This window comes from Candidimonas nitroreducens, from assembly GCF_002209565.1.
Lineage (GTDB): Bacteria > Pseudomonadota > Gammaproteobacteria > Burkholderiales > Burkholderiaceae_B > Candidimonas > Candidimonas nitroreducens.
In genome coordinates, this window is the sequence record NZ_NJIH01000009.1 from 200261 (window position 1) to 215096 (window position 14836).

13 protein-coding genes and 1 pseudogene are annotated in these 14836 nt (G+C 63.4%); 5 read left to right on the forward strand and 9 right to left on the reverse strand.

Features of this window, described 5'->3' with window-relative positions; genetic code table 11:
• Positions 1–117 precede the first annotated feature (117 nt).
• Both CEY11_RS16665 and CEY11_RS16670 read left to right on the forward strand, forming a co-directional pair.
• A pseudogene (locus CEY11_RS16665) lies at positions 118–360 on the forward strand (BrnT family toxin); the annotation flags it as partial.
• Positions 347–625 carry a BrnA antitoxin family protein gene (locus tag CEY11_RS16670; protein WP_088604542.1) on the forward strand — a complete coding sequence of 93 codons (279 nt, stop codon included), beginning with the start codon at positions 347–349 and terminating at the stop codon, positions 623–625. The pseudogene CEY11_RS16665 and the gene CEY11_RS16670, both read left to right, overlap by 14 nt.
• A gap of 134 nt (positions 626–759) precedes the next feature.
• On the opposite strand, the gene CEY11_RS16675 is transcribed toward CEY11_RS16670, so the two are convergent.
• Positions 760–1578, reverse strand: a complete 819-nt coding sequence (locus tag CEY11_RS16675; RefSeq protein ID WP_198958924.1) for an aldolase/citrate lyase family protein — start codon at positions 1576–1578, stop codon at positions 760–762.
• A gap of 378 nt (positions 1579–1956) precedes the next feature.
• On the opposite strand from CEY11_RS16675, the gene CEY11_RS16680 reads away from it, so the two are divergent.
• Positions 1957–2826 carry a VOC family protein gene (locus CEY11_RS16680; RefSeq protein WP_088604678.1) on the forward strand — a complete coding sequence of 290 codons (870 nt, stop codon included), beginning with the start codon at positions 1957–1959 and terminating at the stop codon, positions 2824–2826.
• Positions 2827–2833: 7 nt separating this feature from the next.
• Here CEY11_RS16680 and CEY11_RS16685 read toward each other — a convergent pair whose 3' ends face one another.
• The 4 genes from CEY11_RS16685 to CEY11_RS16700 are packed head-to-tail and all read right to left on the reverse strand — an operon-like array spanning position 2834 to position 7016.
• The gene (locus tag CEY11_RS16685; protein ID WP_088604544.1) at positions 2834–3616 is read right to left on the reverse strand and encodes a DNA-binding transcriptional regulator; all 783 of its coding nucleotides are present in this window, start codon (positions 3614–3616) and stop codon (positions 2834–2836) included.
• A 48-nt stretch (positions 3617–3664) separates the two neighbouring features.
• Positions 3665–4507 carry a fumarylacetoacetate hydrolase family protein gene (locus tag CEY11_RS16690; RefSeq protein WP_088604545.1) on the reverse strand — a complete coding sequence of 281 codons (843 nt, stop codon included), beginning with the start codon at positions 4505–4507 and terminating at the stop codon, positions 3665–3667.
• Between the two features lie 2 nt (positions 4508–4509).
• On the reverse strand, positions 4510–5994 hold the full coding sequence (gene mhpA / locus CEY11_RS16695) for a bifunctional 3-(3-hydroxy-phenyl)propionate/3-hydroxycinnamic acid hydroxylase MhpA (RefSeq protein ID WP_088604546.1): 1485 nt from the start codon (positions 5992–5994) through the stop codon (positions 4510–4512).
• A 2-nt stretch (positions 5995–5996) separates the two neighbouring features.
• Complete coding sequence (locus tag CEY11_RS16700; protein WP_233154927.1) at positions 5997–7016, reverse strand: VOC family protein; 1020 nt, start codon at positions 7014–7016, stop codon at positions 5997–5999.
• 376 nt (positions 7017–7392) lie between these two features.
• Here CEY11_RS16700 and CEY11_RS16705 point away from each other — a divergent pair, with 376 nt between their 5' ends.
• Positions 7393–8637, forward strand: coding sequence for an MFS transporter (locus tag CEY11_RS16705; RefSeq protein ID WP_088604547.1), 1245 nt, complete (start codon positions 7393–7395; stop codon positions 8635–8637).
• 69 nt (positions 8638–8706) lie between these two features.
• Here CEY11_RS16705 and CEY11_RS16710 read toward each other — a convergent pair whose 3' ends face one another.
• On the reverse strand, positions 8707–9636 hold the full coding sequence (locus tag CEY11_RS16710; protein WP_088604548.1) for a ketopantoate reductase family protein: 930 nt from the start codon (positions 9634–9636) through the stop codon (positions 8707–8709).
• A gap of 160 nt (positions 9637–9796) precedes the next feature.
• Complete coding sequence (locus tag CEY11_RS16715) at positions 9797–10456, reverse strand: FadR/GntR family transcriptional regulator (RefSeq protein WP_088604549.1); 660 nt, start codon at positions 10454–10456, stop codon at positions 9797–9799.
• 150 nt (positions 10457–10606) lie between these two features.
• Here CEY11_RS16715 and CEY11_RS16720 point away from each other — a divergent pair, with 150 nt between their 5' ends.
• Positions 10607–11722, forward strand: coding sequence for an enolase C-terminal domain-like protein (locus CEY11_RS16720; RefSeq protein WP_088604550.1), 1116 nt, complete (start codon positions 10607–10609; stop codon positions 11720–11722).
• Positions 11723–11950: 228 nt separating this feature from the next.
• Here CEY11_RS16720 and CEY11_RS16725 read toward each other — a convergent pair whose 3' ends face one another.
• A complete protein-coding gene (locus CEY11_RS16725; RefSeq protein ID WP_088604551.1) occupies positions 11951–13477 on the reverse strand; it encodes an FAD-dependent oxidoreductase in 1527 nt (508 codons plus the stop codon).
• A 302-nt stretch (positions 13478–13779) separates the two neighbouring features.
• Positions 13780–14676 (reverse strand): LysR family transcriptional regulator, encoded by an 897-nt coding sequence (locus tag CEY11_RS16730; RefSeq protein WP_088604552.1) that lies wholly within the window; start codon positions 14674–14676, stop codon positions 13780–13782.
• Positions 14677–14836: the final 160 nt, after the last annotated feature.

Genomic DNA, 14836 nt, shown 5'->3' on the forward strand with positions numbered 1-14836 from the left:
GCCGCGGCAATATTGCGGCGCTTGAGTCAATCGAATTTATCGTAACTACAAAAAACACTGGCTTTACTCTATTATTGTAACTACAATAAATAGACGCAAGTTACATTCGATCCGGCCAAGAACGACAGCAATGAGCACAAGCATGGTGTCCCGCTGTCTTTGGCGGCTGAGTTCGAGTGGGAAGATGCGCTGTGTTGGGAAGATACACGCTACCGCTACGGTGAGCCGCGTATGGTGGCTCTGGGCTACATCGGCTTGCGCTTATACAGCGTGGTCTTTGTCGATCGTGGCGGCAGGCGACGCATTATCAGCCTGCGCAAAGCGAATTCAAGAGAGGTAAAGCGCTATGCCGAAACTTAAGCCGGGGACTATTCATCCCACGCTGGAAGAGGATGCCTCCATCCAGCGGGGCATTGCTGCAGATCCCGATGCTATGGAATTTGGCGAAGCTGATGCCAAGCGCGCAAAACGCATGGGCCGCCCGCGGCTGGACGCACCGAAGGTGCCGGTCACTATCCGCTACGACCAAGATGTGATCGATGCGTTCCGGGCGACTGGCGATGGTTGGCAGACCCGAATGAATGCGGCTTTGCGCGAGTGGTTGCGGGATCACGAGGCCGCGTAGCGGTCAGACTTATTATTGGTGCGGCCTGTTGGGGCATAGATTTAACGCCGCCGAGCGGCCGCGTGGATCCATAGCGCTAATGCCAGGCTTGGGCATCACAAGCCGTGCGTGCTGCTCAATTGATAATCGTCAGATCAATAATCGCCGGACGCGGGTTTCCCGGCAGTTGAATGGCCGCGGAAGCGTGCGGCCGCGGCGTCCAGCCCATCGCGCAGCAGGATGGTATCCAGCGCCACGGCGACGAACTGCGCGCCCAGATCCAGGCATTCGCGCGCCCGCGGCTCGTCCACCATCAAGATGCCCGGAGCCTTGCCGCAGGCGCGGATGCGGCCGATGGCGTCGTCGATGCGGCGCTTCACTTCCGGGTGGCGCGCCTGGCCGGGAAAGCCGAGGCTGGCCGACAGGTCTGCGGGGCCGATGAAAATGCCGTCGATGCCGTCGATGGCCGCGATCGCCTCGATTTGTTCCAGCGCTTCGCCTGTTTCCACCTGCACCAGCAGGCACAGTTCCTCGGCGGCGCGGGCCACGTAGTCGGTGCTGCGGCCGAAGTTGGATGCGCGGGTCGAGCCGCCCATGCCCCGTATGCCTTCGGGCGCGTAGCGTATGGCGCGCACGGCGGCCTGGGCTTCCTGGGCGTTCTGCACGAAAGGCAGCAGCAGCGTTTGGGCGCCGATGTCCAGGTAGCGCTTGATGAGCACCGGGTCGTTCCACGCCGGGCGCACCACCGCGTGCGTGGGCTGCACGCCCGCCGCGGGGTGCGCGGCGGCCACGGCCTGCAGCTGGTGCAGCATCAGCGGTACGTCGGTGGGCGTGTGCTCGGTGTCCAGCAGCACCCAATCGTAGCCCGCGCCGCCTATCAGTTCGCAGACGAAAGGCGAGGGGATGGTGGACCAAAGGCCGATCTGCGCGCGGCCCGCGCGCAGGGCTTGTTTGAAATGGTTGGTGTAAGACATGTTCAATCCGATCGAGAAAATATGTTCCAGGCCCCGGGTTCTTCCATGCAAGGCCCGTCCGGCGTGCAGGGCCGGCCCGGCGGGCTCCGGAGCCTGCCGGCCGGCTTATTGAACCCGGGTCTGTTCCATAGGGCTTATATGGCTGTATTCTTGGCGGAACCCGGTGCCGTGTCTCGGAAGTTCGCACCCATGAAATCGAGTTTTCGTGCACATGGCACTAGCTGTATAACATAACAAACGTGCACCGGATGGCGCTGACGCCGGCATATGCTTCTTCGCCGAACGGGGCGCCGCTGTATAGTCTTCAATTGCCTGGCGCCCGCGCTTTTTCGGAAGTGGCGAGGCGTGCGGCCGAACTGCCTGCGCATCGGGGGCGCCATGGAACACCCTTATGATAGATCTGCAGAAGATACGGGCAACATCATTGCGTATGAGCATCTGAATACGCGTGTGCCCGACCAGCTGCTTGCGACCGTCTTCTATCTGACCGGCTTGGGCCTGACGCGCGACCCGTACGTCATGCCGCACGTGGCCAATATGTGGGTCAACATCGGCAGCAGCCAGTTCCATCTTCCTACGGGCAGCCCCCAGGTTCTGGGCGGCCACGTCGGCGTCGTCGTCCCGTCGCGCCAGGCGCTGCGCGAGCGCATGGAGGCCGTGCGGCCCTTGCTGGCGGGAACCCGGTACATGGCACATGAAACCAGCCAGTACCTGGAACTTACCAGCCCGTGGGGCAATGTCTATCGCTGCTTCGAGGCATCGCCAGAGCCCGGCAGCGTCATGCTGGGCGTGTTGTATGTGCAGCAGGACGTCGCCGTCGGCTCGGCCGCCGCCATTGCGCGCTTCTATCGAGAGGTATTGGGCGCCCGCGCGGATGTCGTCGACGACGCAGAGGGCGTCACGGCGCATGTGGCGAGCGGCTCGGGGCAAACCTTGCGGTTTCATGAAAAAGCCGGCCCGCTGCCGGCATACGAGGGCGCGCACGTGGCGATTTATCTGGCGGATTTTTCCCGGCCCTATCGCTGGCTGCTGCAGCGCGGCCTTATTACCGAAGAATCCAACCGGCACCAGTATCGCTATCAGGACATCGTAGACGTCGAAAGCGGCGCCGTCTTGACGGTGCTCGAGCATGAAATGCGCAGCCTGAAGCACCCCTATTACGGCCGGCAGCTGGTAAACCGGGACGTCTCCCAGACCGGCCGCCACTACGTGCCCGGCCAGGACGATTTCCGCTGGCGCAGAGCGTAAGGCTGCGCTACCCCAGAACCTTCTGGGCGATGCGCCTGGCCATTCCCAGCAGTTCGGCATCGTACTGCGCCAGGGCGGCCGGTGTCTCCATGGCGGAACGGATCCAGATCAGCGACACGCAGCCGATGACGCCCGCGTCGGCCAGGATCGGCACCGCGATCGAAGACGTCCGCTCGCGGAACTCGCCGCCGTCGCGTATGGCCAGGCCCCGGACACGCGTATCGTCGAGTATGCACTGCAGCGCATCGGCGTTTAGAAAGGGAAGATCCGCGGGCTCGCCCAGGCGCCGCAGGTGGTCGAGGATCAGCAGCCGCTCCTGCTCGGGACAGAAGGCCAGGTAGGCGCGGCCGGCCGACGAACGCAACACCGGAAGGCGATAGCCGATCATGGCCCGGTCTATCGACAGCGGCGAGCGGCCGTGGGTGGTTTCCTGGATGACCATTGCGGCGTTGTCGTAGATGGTCAAGTCCAGGGGCCAGACGATCCGCGCGCCCACTTCGGCCATCAGCGGCGCCGCCACCTGGCACAGGGTCGACGTGACGGCATAGCCGTCGCCCAGCGAGGCGGCCAGACGCGTGACCCGCACCAGATTGGCGCTGGCGGAAAAAGCGACATACCCGGCTTCTTCCAGCGTTTCCAGCAGCCGGTAGACCGTCGGCCGCGGGATGGCCAGCGCCTTGGCGATCTCGGAGGCCCGAGCCGACCCCCCTGCCGCATTGACGTGGCGCAAGATGGCGAGCCCTCGGGTAAGGGCCCGCACGCCTTCCTGTTTACGTGGCTGCTCGGTCATCGCGCCAGCGTAGCACTACATACCGGGCCGTGCCAGCACCCGCGCGCGTCAAGCCTCGTTGCGTACCGGGTTCCTGAGGATGCCGATACCGCTGATCTCCACTTCGCAGACGTCGCCGTCGCGCATCCACAAGGGCGGATTGCGCCGGGCGCCCACGCCTCCCGGCGTGCCCGAGACGATCACGTCTCCGGGCAGCAAGGGCAGGATCGTCGAGCAATAGTTGATCAGCCGCGGAATCGAGGTGATCAGCAGGGACACGTCGGTGTCCTGCACGACCTGGCCGTTCAGCCTGGTCTGCAGATGCAGCCTGGACGGATCGGGGATTTCGTCCGCGGTGACGAGCCACGGCCCGAAGCCGCCCGTGCCCGCGAAGGTCTTGCCGGGCATGAACTGGTGCGTGTGCTTTTGCCAGTCGCGCACCGAGCCGTCGTTGTAGCAGGCATAACCCGCCACATGGCCCAAGGCCCGGTCTTCGGGAATCCGGCGTCCTTCCTTGCCGATGACGACGGCCAGCTCGCCCTCGTAGTCGAACATGTCGGATTCCCGCGGCTTGATCAGTGCGGCGCCCTGGCCGATCTGGCTGCCGGCATAGCGCGCGAACAGCACCGGGTTCGGCGTTTCTTCACGGCCAGTTTCCTGGACGTGGGCATGGTAGTTCAGGCCGACACAGATGATCTTGTCGGGGTTGGGAATCACGGGCAGGTGTTCGACCTCGTCCAGGGCGTAGTCCGCCGGCGCCGTGGCAAACTCTGCCGCGCGCGGCAGGCCTTGCGCAGCAAGCAATTCGCGCAGCGTTTTTTCGGGCAGGCGCCGGCCCAGGTCGACGACCCCGGCTGCAGTGACCAGGCCGTAGCTGGCGTGTCCGTTTGAGGCAAAGGAAATAAGTTTCATAGTCAGACCATCTCGGTTTTTTGAAGTTGAAGCGGGCACGGCAGGATGCGGGCGACGATCGCCCCCAGTGCCTGGGGGGTTTCGGCGGTGCCCAGTGTGTAGCGGTCGGGCCGCAGGACGACCGCGCGGGCGCCGAACTGCGCGAGATGCGTTGCGGCGTCCGGCGAAGTTTCGGGGGTGACGAGTTCGACCGAGTCCGGCAAGGCCAGGCCGCGCGCCAGTGCCGTCTCGGCCACCACCACGAAGCGATGCGGGAAGGCATCGTCCAGCAGCCGGCCGTCGGCCAGACGCGGCTGCCCGAAAAGCCGGCCCGCCTTGCCTTCGGTACCGAGCCCGGGCCCGAGGGCAGGGGCGATGGACTCCATGCGTGCCGACCCCTCGGCACCGGGTAGCGCCGCGCGCAGCGCGGTCTCGGTATTGCTGGCGTTGATCAGCCCGCCCAGGCGTACCGCGGTGGCTATGTATTCGTGGGCATTGGGGCGCCGCTCGCTTGCGTAGCTGTCGAGCAGCTCTTCGCCCGCCCGGCCCTGGCAGACGAGCGCAAGCTTCCAGTAAAGGTTCGCCGCGTCGCGGATGCCGGCGCACATGCCTTGCCCCATGAAGGGCGGCGTTTGATGGCAGGCGTCCCCGGCCAGCAGCAGCCGGCCTTTGCGCCATTGTTCGGCCACCAGTGAATGGAAGACATAGACGGCCGCGCGCTCGAGTTCCGCTTCTTCCGGCTTGATCCATGGCGCAAGCAGGCCCCAGACCTTCTCCGGGTGGGTCATCGAGAGCGCGTCGTCATCGTCGCGAACCGTGATCTCCCAGCGGCGCCGCATGCCCGGCCCGCGCACATAGGTCGCGGGCCGTTCGGGCACGCAATACTGGACGGACCATTCGCCGAGTTCGGGTTTTTCGCGGTGCAGGATAAGGTCGACGACCAGCCAGCGTTCATGGAAGCCCATGTCTTCCATGCCGCTTTCGATGAAACGGCGGATGAGCGAGCGGGCGCCGTCGCAGCCTACGACATACTTGGCCCGGACGTGCCGAACCTTGCCGCAGGACATGTCTTCGTAGCGCAAATCGACATGCGAGCCGCGGTCTTCGACGAAGAACAGTTCCGAACGGGTGCGCACCGCGACATTCGGCCGGTCGGCGATCTTTGCCCGCAGCACGCGTTCCAGATCGGGCTGATGGAAGCGGTAGTTTGCGCGCCAGCCCTGCGGGCCTGTGCCTTGCGGGCGGGGCCATTCGAGCAGTGTTTTTCCGGCGGCATCGACGAAGCGCATGCCGGGGTGCTTGGCGGTCAGAGGCTCCATTTCGTGCGCCACGCCGACCCATTGCAGAATCCGCATGATTTCGGCGTCGAAGTGGACGGCGCGCGGCAGATGATAGGCGCTGCTTTCGCGCTCCAGCACCAGCACATCCAGCCCGCACTGCCCGAGCAGATGAGCCAGCACCGCGCCCGTGGGGCCGTACCCTATGACGGCTACGTCGAGTTCCTCCATTTTCACTGTCCTTGATTGCGTGTGTTCAATTGACTGTAGAGCCATGGGCAGTCCTGCAGCGGCGGTGCGCGGCGCCCGCGCGCCGCGGCGTCCATGCGCATGTCGCGCAGCCGCTTGCGGCCGCCTTCTTCGCTTAGATAAAGCCGCTCGTGTCCCCAGAAGCTCGGGCCGTCGTGCGTCTGGTGCGGCTGCCAGGTGGCGGGATCGATCAGGCGCCCGCCCCAGCCGTTCTCGACGAAGAAGCCCGAGGGAGAATTGGCGTAGTAGCTCAGCATGTAGTCATTCGTATGGCGCCCCAGCGTGTAGGCGACGCCGTTTTCGCGCCGCTGCGCGAGATCGAAGCCCTGGCCGACGTCGTCGATGTTTTGATACTCGACCATGAAGTGATGGAACCCCGCCTGGCCCGATCCGACCATGGCGAAAGAATGGTGTCGCTCGTTCAGGTGGAAGAAATACAGGCCATAGGGTTCCAGGCCGAAATCGGACACGTGGAAGTCGAGCAAGTCGCGGTAGAAGGGCATCATCGTTTCGATGTCCTTGACATGCAGGACGGCATGTCCCATGCCCAGCGGGCCGGTTACGAAGCCGTCGATGGGGCGCCCCGGCACGAAGGGGTCGGTGGCCGTCATGGGGGCGTGAAACAGTTCCACCCGATTGCCATTGGGATCCTCGAACCAGATGAGGTCGCCCACCAGGCGCCGGTCGGCCAGTTCCCGCGTGCCCATGTGAACGGCTACGCCCGCCTGATCCAGCCGGGCCGCGTAGCGCGCCAGATCGTCGTGGCCCGAGACCTCGAAGCCGATGCAAGCCAGGGTATCGCCCGGCTCATCCGTAACCAGCAGCCGCTGCTGCTTGTCGTCCATGCGGAAGGCGAGCGACTTGCCTGCCCGATCGATTCTCTGCATGCCCAGCAGGCGTTGCGCAAACTCCGCCCATTCGTCGAGACGGGGGGAGCGCACGCCCAGATAGCCCAACGCAATAACAGCCAAGATTTTCTCCTTCACCAGGTGGTCTGCCGCCATGCCGCGATGCCTGCCCGGCCTCGCGAGCCTTTCTTCGTCACGATGGGATTTTGGATCAACTTGCCGGGCGTTGAATCAATAATTCCCAAGGTGTCCGACAGGCGGACAACGCGTAGTTCATGCAAGTCCGATGCGGCTGTCCGCCTGTCGGACGCTTTGGATTTAGCGGGCCACAAGTCTTGTCTTGCCCCCGAGTTCGGAGAGACTATTTGTGCCGCCGGCCTGCCGCCGCTTTGCACTCCGATCCAGGAAGGGCGCGGGCGTTCAGGCCTCGGCACATAGTTCGGCGGACGCGGCGGCCAATTGATTTTTGGCTTTTTTCGACAATAAAAATAATCGACTGATTTTTTCAAAGGCTTTCAGGAGACGTTCTTCCATGGAAAACAAAACGGAATGGAATACCGCTTACGAATGGAAAGTGGTCACCATCATGGCGTTGGGATTCGGCCTGGTCGGTATCGACCGATTCATGATCATGCCCTTGTTCCCGGTAATCATGAAGGATCTCGGGCTCGACTACCAGGATCTCGGATACATCACGGGCGCGCTGTCGCTGGGCTGGGGCGCGGCGGCGATATTCATGGGGAATCTGTCCGACCGCATCGGCCACCGGAAAGTGCTGATTCCGGCCATCTTGATATTTTCGCTGTTGGCGGGGCTCAGCGGCCTGGCGGTAGGGGTGGCCTCTTTGTGCCTGATACGCCTGGTCATGGGCTTGTCGGAAGGCGCGTTTACCCCGGCGAGCATCATTGCCACGATCGATGCCTCCAAGCCCACCAGGCATGGCCGCAATGTCGGCTTGCAGCAGTGCCTGAACCCCTTGCTGGGCCTGGCCGTCGCACCCATCGTCGTCACCCAGCTGCTCAAGGTCGTGCCCTGGCATTGGATCTTTGCGCTGGTGTCGATCCCGGGCCTTATCGTTGCGTTCCTGGTCTACAAGGTCGTACGCGACACGAAAGCCACGGCGGCGGAAGCCCATACGGCGGTTCATGATGTTGCCCGGCATAAATGGAGCGACGTATTCCGCTACCGGAATATTCCGCTCAATATCTGCGGAATGTTTTGCTGGCTGACGGTGCTCGTGGTGCTGAGCGCGTTTTTCCCGAGCTACCTGGTGGACTACAAGCACCTTTCCCTGCAATCCATGGGCTTCGTCATGTCGGCGATCGGGTTCGGCAGCACGGCCGGCACCATCGTCATCCCGGCGATTTCAGACTGGATAGGCCGCAAACCCACCATGCTGCTGTCGGTGCTCGGAGCCATTGTGTTCATCTGGGCGCTGAAGAACTGCGGGCCGGTTCCGTTCAATATTTTTGCCTTCCTGTTCCTGACGCTGTTCTGCATCTTCGGAATGATTGCCCTCACGGTGGGGCCGATCAGCGCCGAATCCGTGCCCGCCACATTGATGTCGACGGCTTCGGGGCTGGTGATCGGATTGGGCGAATTCTTCGGCGGCGGCGTTGCGCCGGCGATCGCGGGCTACGTCGCGAAGCATTTCGGCATCCAGTATTCGATGTATGTGGCGATTGCCGCGCTGGTGATCGGGCTGGTGGTCGTCTGCTTCCTGGAGGAAACGCGCCGCAAGCCTCGTCAATTGCAACTGGATGCCGTGCAGCGATAACGGCATCACCACTTGCGCGCCGGCCACTCCTCGCGGCGCGGCGCGCAAGCGGCCTGGCTGCAGAGTGGCTCAGGCCTGCGCCCGGCCGTTCACATACGGAGCCAGGGCCTGCGTGGCAAAGGTGTTGGCGGGCACTGGCACGCCGGCTTCCCGGGCCAGCGATACGACACCGCCGCTGAGCCAGGGCAGTTCGAGGCGGTTGCCTTTTTCCAGGTCGTGGAACATGGACGAGGTCATCGAATACGCCACGTCGTCCGCCAGCTGCATGCATTGGCTTGCGTAGTCTGGCGGCAAGCCCACATTGCGTGCCTGTGCAAGCGCAACCACCTCGTCGAAGATGCTTTGCAAGAGCGCGCGGCTGCCTTCGTGCTCGCGCACCGGCCCGATGGTCAGGTGCGTAAGGCAGGTCATCGAAGACAGGCCGACCAGGAATGAATATTTTTCCCAGAGCACGCGCTCGATGTCGTCGGCCAGGGTGGCGTCCACGCCCATGGCGGCGAAGGCCTGTACCAGTTCCTTGCAGCGTTCGGTCTGGCGCCCGTCGTATTCCCCCAGCTTGATGCGCTGCATGGGGCCGACTTGCTTGATCACGCCCGGGCGGCCTATGGATGTCGCCACATAGGCCACGCCGCCCATCACGGCGGCTTCGCCGAAGGCGCGCTTGAGCATAATGTCTTTGATGACGCCATTTTGCAGGGACAGCACCGCCGTATGCGGGCCGGCGATCTGCTTCAATTTGGCGGTGATTTCTTCCAGATCCCACATCTTCACGGCGATGATGATGAGTTCGGGCTGGGCCAGGCCGAGGATGTCGTCCGTGGCCTTTACGTTGGACAGGGATTCGACAATGCCCGACTCGTTTTCGATGTGCAGCCCTGATTCGCGCATGGCCTTCAAATGCGCGCCACGCGCGACGAACGTGACGTCGTGGCCCGCCCGCGCCAGCTTCAGCCCGTAGAAGCCGCCGACGCCACCCGAGCCGATGACAGCAATTTTCATGTGTGCCTCAATTGGTGAACCAATAATTTAATTTTATTATTATTGGAAAACCAAATGTGGCTGTCAAGCGCTGCGCTTGGCCCGCCCGGCGGGTGCGGGCCGGAATAGGGCGCCTGCGGGTATGCCCAGCCATTCGACCTTTCGGGGTTTTTCGGGGTACTTATTGGCGCAGAAGTGCGGCAGCGATGTATTGCAGATGCTGCCGCGCGGCGCCGGCAGCCGCGTCGGCGTCGCGGCTGCGGATGGCGCCCAGGATGCGGTCGTGTTCGCGGCGCGATGCGGCGCGGCGCTCGGCGGTCAGGAAGCGTAGCCGCAGTCCGCCCCATTCGACCGCGGCGTGCGCCGCATTGAATGTCTGGTAGGCGCGGATCACCACCGGGTTGTGGGTCGCCGCGGCGATTGCGGCGTGGAAATTTTCGTCCGCAATTTCGTAAGCGTCGAAATCGTCGGCGTGGTGGTACGCGTCTGCGCACTGCGCGAGGTATTCCATGTCTTGCTTGCCGGCGTTCATCGCCGCCATCCCGGCGATCTGGGGCTCGAAGGCAAAACGCGCCTCGACGATCTGCCGCGGGGTGGCGTCGAGCAAGCCGGGTGCCGCCGATGTGCTGTCCGCCCGCTTGGAGGCCAGGTAGGTGCCGCTGCCTACTTTGCGCACGAGCCGGCCTTCGGACTCCATGACGGCGAGGGCGCCCCGTATGACGCCGCGGCTAAGCCCCAGCGCCTCGGCCATGGCCCGTTCCGTAGGCAGCTTGGCGCCTTCCCTGGCGCCCGAGCCCAGCAGGAAACGCCGCACGGCCCGCAAGTTTGCTTCGTTGATCATGCCGCCTCCGCAGCCAGGCTAGTGTTGTTGGGCATGTTTGCCCGGAAGCTACCCGAGCAGTTCATAATTGGTTAACCATTGTAAGATATTTTTGAGGAATCAGGCTGAATTGGCCTACTATGTCAGCGTCATTTCATCGCGAGGCCATACATGCAAGAGCCTTCCACCACTGGCGCCGTTTCCAGCCTGCATATTGCCGGCGTGCGGACGCGCTTCGTAAAGGTGCCCATGCGCTTTCCCCTGGGCACGAGCGCGGCCACCGTCACCTCGGCGCCCTTATTGCTCGTCGACCTGCAGACGCAGGAAGGCGTCATTGGCCGCAGCTACTTGTTCTGCTACCGCGACAGCGGGGCCAAGGCCATCGCGGCTGTACTGCACGAAGCCATCGGGCTGATCCAGGGCCACGCCGTGGCACCCCTGCAAGTGGCCGAGCTGCTTGCCAGGCGCTATGCCTTGCTGGGCGTGGCAGGTCTCGTCCGTATGGCGCTGGCCGCGCTCGACATCGCTTTATGGGATGCCTTGGCCGTTGCCGCCGGCATGCCGCTGGCAAGACTGCTGGGGGCGTCGGCACACCCTGTGCCGGCCTATAACAGCGATGGACTGGGCCTGATGCCGGCGCGGGCGGCCGCCGATGAGGCCGTGAAGCTGCTCGAACCCGGCTTTCGTGCCGTGAAGCTGCGCCTGGGCCATCCCGAGGCGCGCACCGACCTGGAGGTGGCACGCGCGGTGCGGCGCGCCATCGGAGACGACGTCGTGCTAATGGTCGACTACAATCAGGCGCTTACGGTTCCCGAGGCGGTCCGGCGCGCGCACGATCTGCAGGAACTGAATATTTATTGGCTGGAAGAACAGATCCACCACAGCGACCTTGCCGGCTACGCACAGATTGCACAAAGCCTGGACACCCCTGTCCAGATTGGCGAGAACCTGGACGGCCCGGAGTCCGTGCACCGGGCGCTGGCCGGGAATGCGGCCGACTATCTGATGCTGGACGCCGCCCGCATCGGGGGTGTCAGCGGCTGGCTGCGCGGCGCAGCCATCGCAGCGGCGCGCAATATTCCGGTCTCGTCGCATCTCTTTCCCGAAATCAGCGTCCATTTGCTGGCCGCCACCCCCAATGCCCATTGGCTGGAGTACGTCAGCTGGGCCGATGCCATACTGCAGGAGCCCCTGGCCGTGCGCGACGGAGCCATCGCACCCGCCGAGCGTCCCGGCCTGGGCCTGGAGTGGTCGGAAAAAGACGTCACGCGCCTGCTTGCCGACTAGGGCATTTTCAGTTCAGGTATTTACATGCTTCGAAGCATTGCATTAATGTGAAAGAAGCCTCTTTCATCTTCGGGGGTGGCCGCAACTGCCATCCTCGTTAGGCAAGCGCCACGAAAGCCCGGTAAACACTTGAGCCAAACTTGTTCTAGGAGCCGGTTCACGCTGAGAAAGGACTTCCCTCTCAGGGTGAACAGGCCCTAATGGTCTGAGCCGGTGGCCGGCCCAGGCTCAACGGCCCGCCTGCGCCTCCATGGCGGCTTCCTCTTTCAGGCTTTCGATGTCCCGATAGATTGTCGCCAGCGCGGCCGTGCGGCCGGCATCGATGTAGCGGGCCGAGAAATCGTATTTCGATGCGTCGCCGTCGGTCTCGATGCGATCCCAATGGGCGGCATGGCCCACATAATTGATTGCCGCGTCGTAGTGCTGGCTCCAGAAGAAGGGCGCTTGCGTGAACGCCTGTTTTGCACCCAGCATGTTGCGGGCGGCGGCCTGGCCCTGGCGCTGCGCCACGGCCCAGTGCTCCACGCGCATGCGTTCGCCGCTGTAGGGATCCGGCCAGCGCGCGATGTCGCCGGCCGCATAGATATTGGCGACACTGGTCTGCAGGTATTCATTCACCATGACGCCATGGTCGACATCCAGGCCGGCCGCCTCGGCCAGCGCCGTGCGTGCACGAACCCCGACGCCGACGACGACTATGTCGCAGGCCAGCCGCTCGCCGCTCTGCAGGACGACCGCGTCGGCTTCGAAGCCGGTGACGCTTTGCTGCAGGTGGAACACGACGCCCTTGGATTCGTGCAGCGCGCGGATGAAGTCGCCCAGCTCCGGGCCCATGACCCGTTCCAGCGGGCGCGCATCGGGCGCGACGACGTGGGTTTCGATGTCGCGCTGGCGCAGCGCCGCCGCAACTTCCAGGCCGATGAAGCTGGCGCCGACGACCACGGCGCGCTTGGCTCCGGCCTCGATGCCGGCGATGATGGCCTCGCAATCGGCCTGGGTGCGCAGGTAATGGATGTGCGGCAGGTCGGCGCCGGGCAGTTTCAGGCGCACCGGCTCCGCACCGGTGGCCAGCAGCAGGGCGCCATACCCCAGGGTGCTGCCGTCGGCCAGCCGCAGTTGCGATGCCGCCGGCTCGATTGCCGTCACCTGGGTCTTGAGCCGCAATTCGATCTCGTGCTCGCGGTAGAAGTCTGCGTCGCGCAGCGGGATCCAGTCGGCTTGCGCGGTGCCGGCAAGATAATCCTTGGAAAGATTGGGCCGGTCACAGGGCGGCGCGCTGTCGTCGCTCAGGATGGTGACCGGGCCGCCATAGCCTTCGTGGCGCAGCATTTCCGCCGCCGCCTCGCCCGCGGCGCCGCCGCCCACGATGACCACAGACGTGGGTACATTTTCCGTGCGCCGCGGCGCCTCGGGCGGCTGCACACGTTCGCGCACGAACATTTTGTCGCCGCTGATTTCGACCTTCCAACAGGACAGCGCCTGCAGCGCCGGCGCGCCCACCGCAGCGCCCGTGCTCAGGTCGAAGCGGGCGTGATGCCAGGGGCAGCGCAGGGTGCAGTCGATGATCGCGCCGTCGGCGAGCGGGGCACCGTAGTGGGTGCATTTCGCATCCAGCGCGTAAAGTTTTCCCTCATGGCGCGCCAGCAGCACGCTTTGGTCGCCGACATGGCCGGCGATCATGCCGCCTTCCTGCAAGTCGCTTTGTGCTATGCCTGAGGCCAGATCCGGGCCGCCGGTTTCTGCTTGATCACTCATGTTTTTGCTCCTGGCTGTATCGTGTCTGCACTGCTGGGCTGACGCCGCCATTTTTTTGCGCAGCATCCTGTAACCACGCGGCCATCTTCGGCCAATATGGGCAGTCTTCCGTTCACGGCCTAGCAGAAACCCTGCGGGCTTGCGGAAAGCCCATGCGCTACCCAGTTTAGAACAATCAGAATAGTCGCATTTGCCGTGACAGTGGGGCGGATACTATGGCCTCTGGTTTACGGGTGCCGGCAAGATGCGATTGGGCGCTGTGCGTTTTATCAATGAACTGGCGCAAGGCCGAGAACAACAGGTCATTGCAGCCCCGTCCAAATACTACGCACGATAGGTTTTGGATTGTGCCTGGAACGGTACAGGCAGATATCCATATCAATATCAGTGGCCGTCGAGTCGGCGCGCGCCATATTGCCTTGTTCCAGGTCTCCGCGCACAAGCGACAGCGGCAGCCACGCCAGTCCGGCGCCTTCGAGCACCATTGCGCGGATGGCCTCGGACAAATCGGATTCATACACCACATTCAGTTTGTCGGCGGTACAAATTGTGTATAGCCTGCTTCGCAGGATGAGTCCCAATGACATCGAGGACGCAAAGTCCAGAAAAGGCACTGCGGTGTCAGCTGCAGTCCGTGGAACTCGATAGCGTGGATGCCGTGTAGACAAAGGCGCACTGACGGCTACCAACTTGTCGCGCCCGACCACCAAGTGCATATAGTCTTTGCTGTCGGCCTTTCCAGGCAGGGATTCATGTGTATGGCAAAGAAGGAAATCCACCTCTTCGTCCATGAGCATTTCAATACCGTATTGCAGGCTAGTCGTTGTGACCTGTGACTGAAAGGCCGGCGCCACGCCGCGCAAACGTGTTAGAAGGCGCGGCAATACCGAGTGGGATAAGGTACGGCCCGCCGCGAAACGTACCTTGTGCAGGCGCTCGTATCCGGGCAACTGAAGCGTTTTGTGGGTTTCGCGCAATATGTCCAGCACTTCCGACGCAGACGCCAGAAGGGTGCGGCCGGCCGCAGTCAGCGCTATGCCGTTGGGCCCGCGTTCAATCAGCGGCACGCCCGCCCAGCTTTCAAGCGCACGAATTCGCCTCCCGAAAGCGGGATGAGTCACGTTGCGTTCATGCGCTGCGTGGACGAGCGAGGGGGACTTGGCCAAAGCGACGAAATCTTCCAGCCATTTGATTTGCATGGTGAACTGCCTTGCGCACTCGTGATGTGCCATTTTGGCACAGCCTGGTAGAAGAATGCACATTCAGACTCTTGCGGCGCCATAACATCTCGCTCAATACGATCGGTATTGATGCAGGAATCCGTGGAAATAGCGTATACAGAAACAGTGACTCTACGTT

What these genes read in the sequence shown, in the direction of transcription:
- CEY11_RS16670 (WP_088604542.1), top strand. Translation starts at nt 347, where the DNA reads ATGCCGAAACTTAAGCCGGGGACTATTCATCCCACGCTGGAAGAGGAT.
- CEY11_RS16675 (WP_198958924.1), bottom strand. Translation starts at nt 1,578, where the DNA reads ATGTCTTACACCAACCATTTCAAACAAGCCCTGCGCGCGGGCCGCGCG.
- CEY11_RS16680 (WP_088604678.1), top strand. Translation starts at nt 1,957, where the DNA reads ATGGAACACCCTTATGATAGATCTGCAGAAGATACGGGCAACATCATT.
- CEY11_RS16685 (WP_088604544.1), bottom strand. Translation starts at nt 3,616, where the DNA reads ATGACCGAGCAGCCACGTAAACAGGAAGGCGTGCGGGCCCTTACCCGA.
- CEY11_RS16690 (WP_088604545.1), bottom strand. Translation starts at nt 4,507, where the DNA reads ATGAAACTTATTTCCTTTGCCTCAAACGGACACGCCAGCTACGGCCTG.
- mhpA (WP_088604546.1), bottom strand. Translation starts at nt 5,994, where the DNA reads ATGGAGGAACTCGACGTAGCCGTCATAGGGTACGGCCCCACGGGCGCG.
- CEY11_RS16700 (WP_233154927.1), bottom strand. Translation starts at nt 7,016, where the DNA reads ATGGCGGCAGACCACCTGGTGAAGGAGAAAATCTTGGCTGTTATTGCG.
- CEY11_RS16705 (WP_088604547.1), top strand. Translation starts at nt 7,393, where the DNA reads ATGGAAAACAAAACGGAATGGAATACCGCTTACGAATGGAAAGTGGTC.
- CEY11_RS16710 (WP_088604548.1), bottom strand. Translation starts at nt 9,636, where the DNA reads ATGAAAATTGCTGTCATCGGCTCGGGTGGCGTCGGCGGCTTCTACGGG.
- CEY11_RS16715 (WP_088604549.1), bottom strand. Translation starts at nt 10,456, where the DNA reads ATGATCAACGAAGCAAACTTGCGGGCCGTGCGGCGTTTCCTGCTGGGC.
- CEY11_RS16720 (WP_088604550.1), top strand. Translation starts at nt 10,607, where the DNA reads ATGCAAGAGCCTTCCACCACTGGCGCCGTTTCCAGCCTGCATATTGCC.
- CEY11_RS16725 (WP_088604551.1), bottom strand. Translation starts at nt 13,477, where the DNA reads ATGAGTGATCAAGCAGAAACCGGCGGCCCGGATCTGGCCTCAGGCATA.
- CEY11_RS16730 (WP_088604552.1), bottom strand. Translation starts at nt 14,676, where the DNA reads ATGCAAATCAAATGGCTGGAAGATTTCGTCGCTTTGGCCAAGTCCCCC.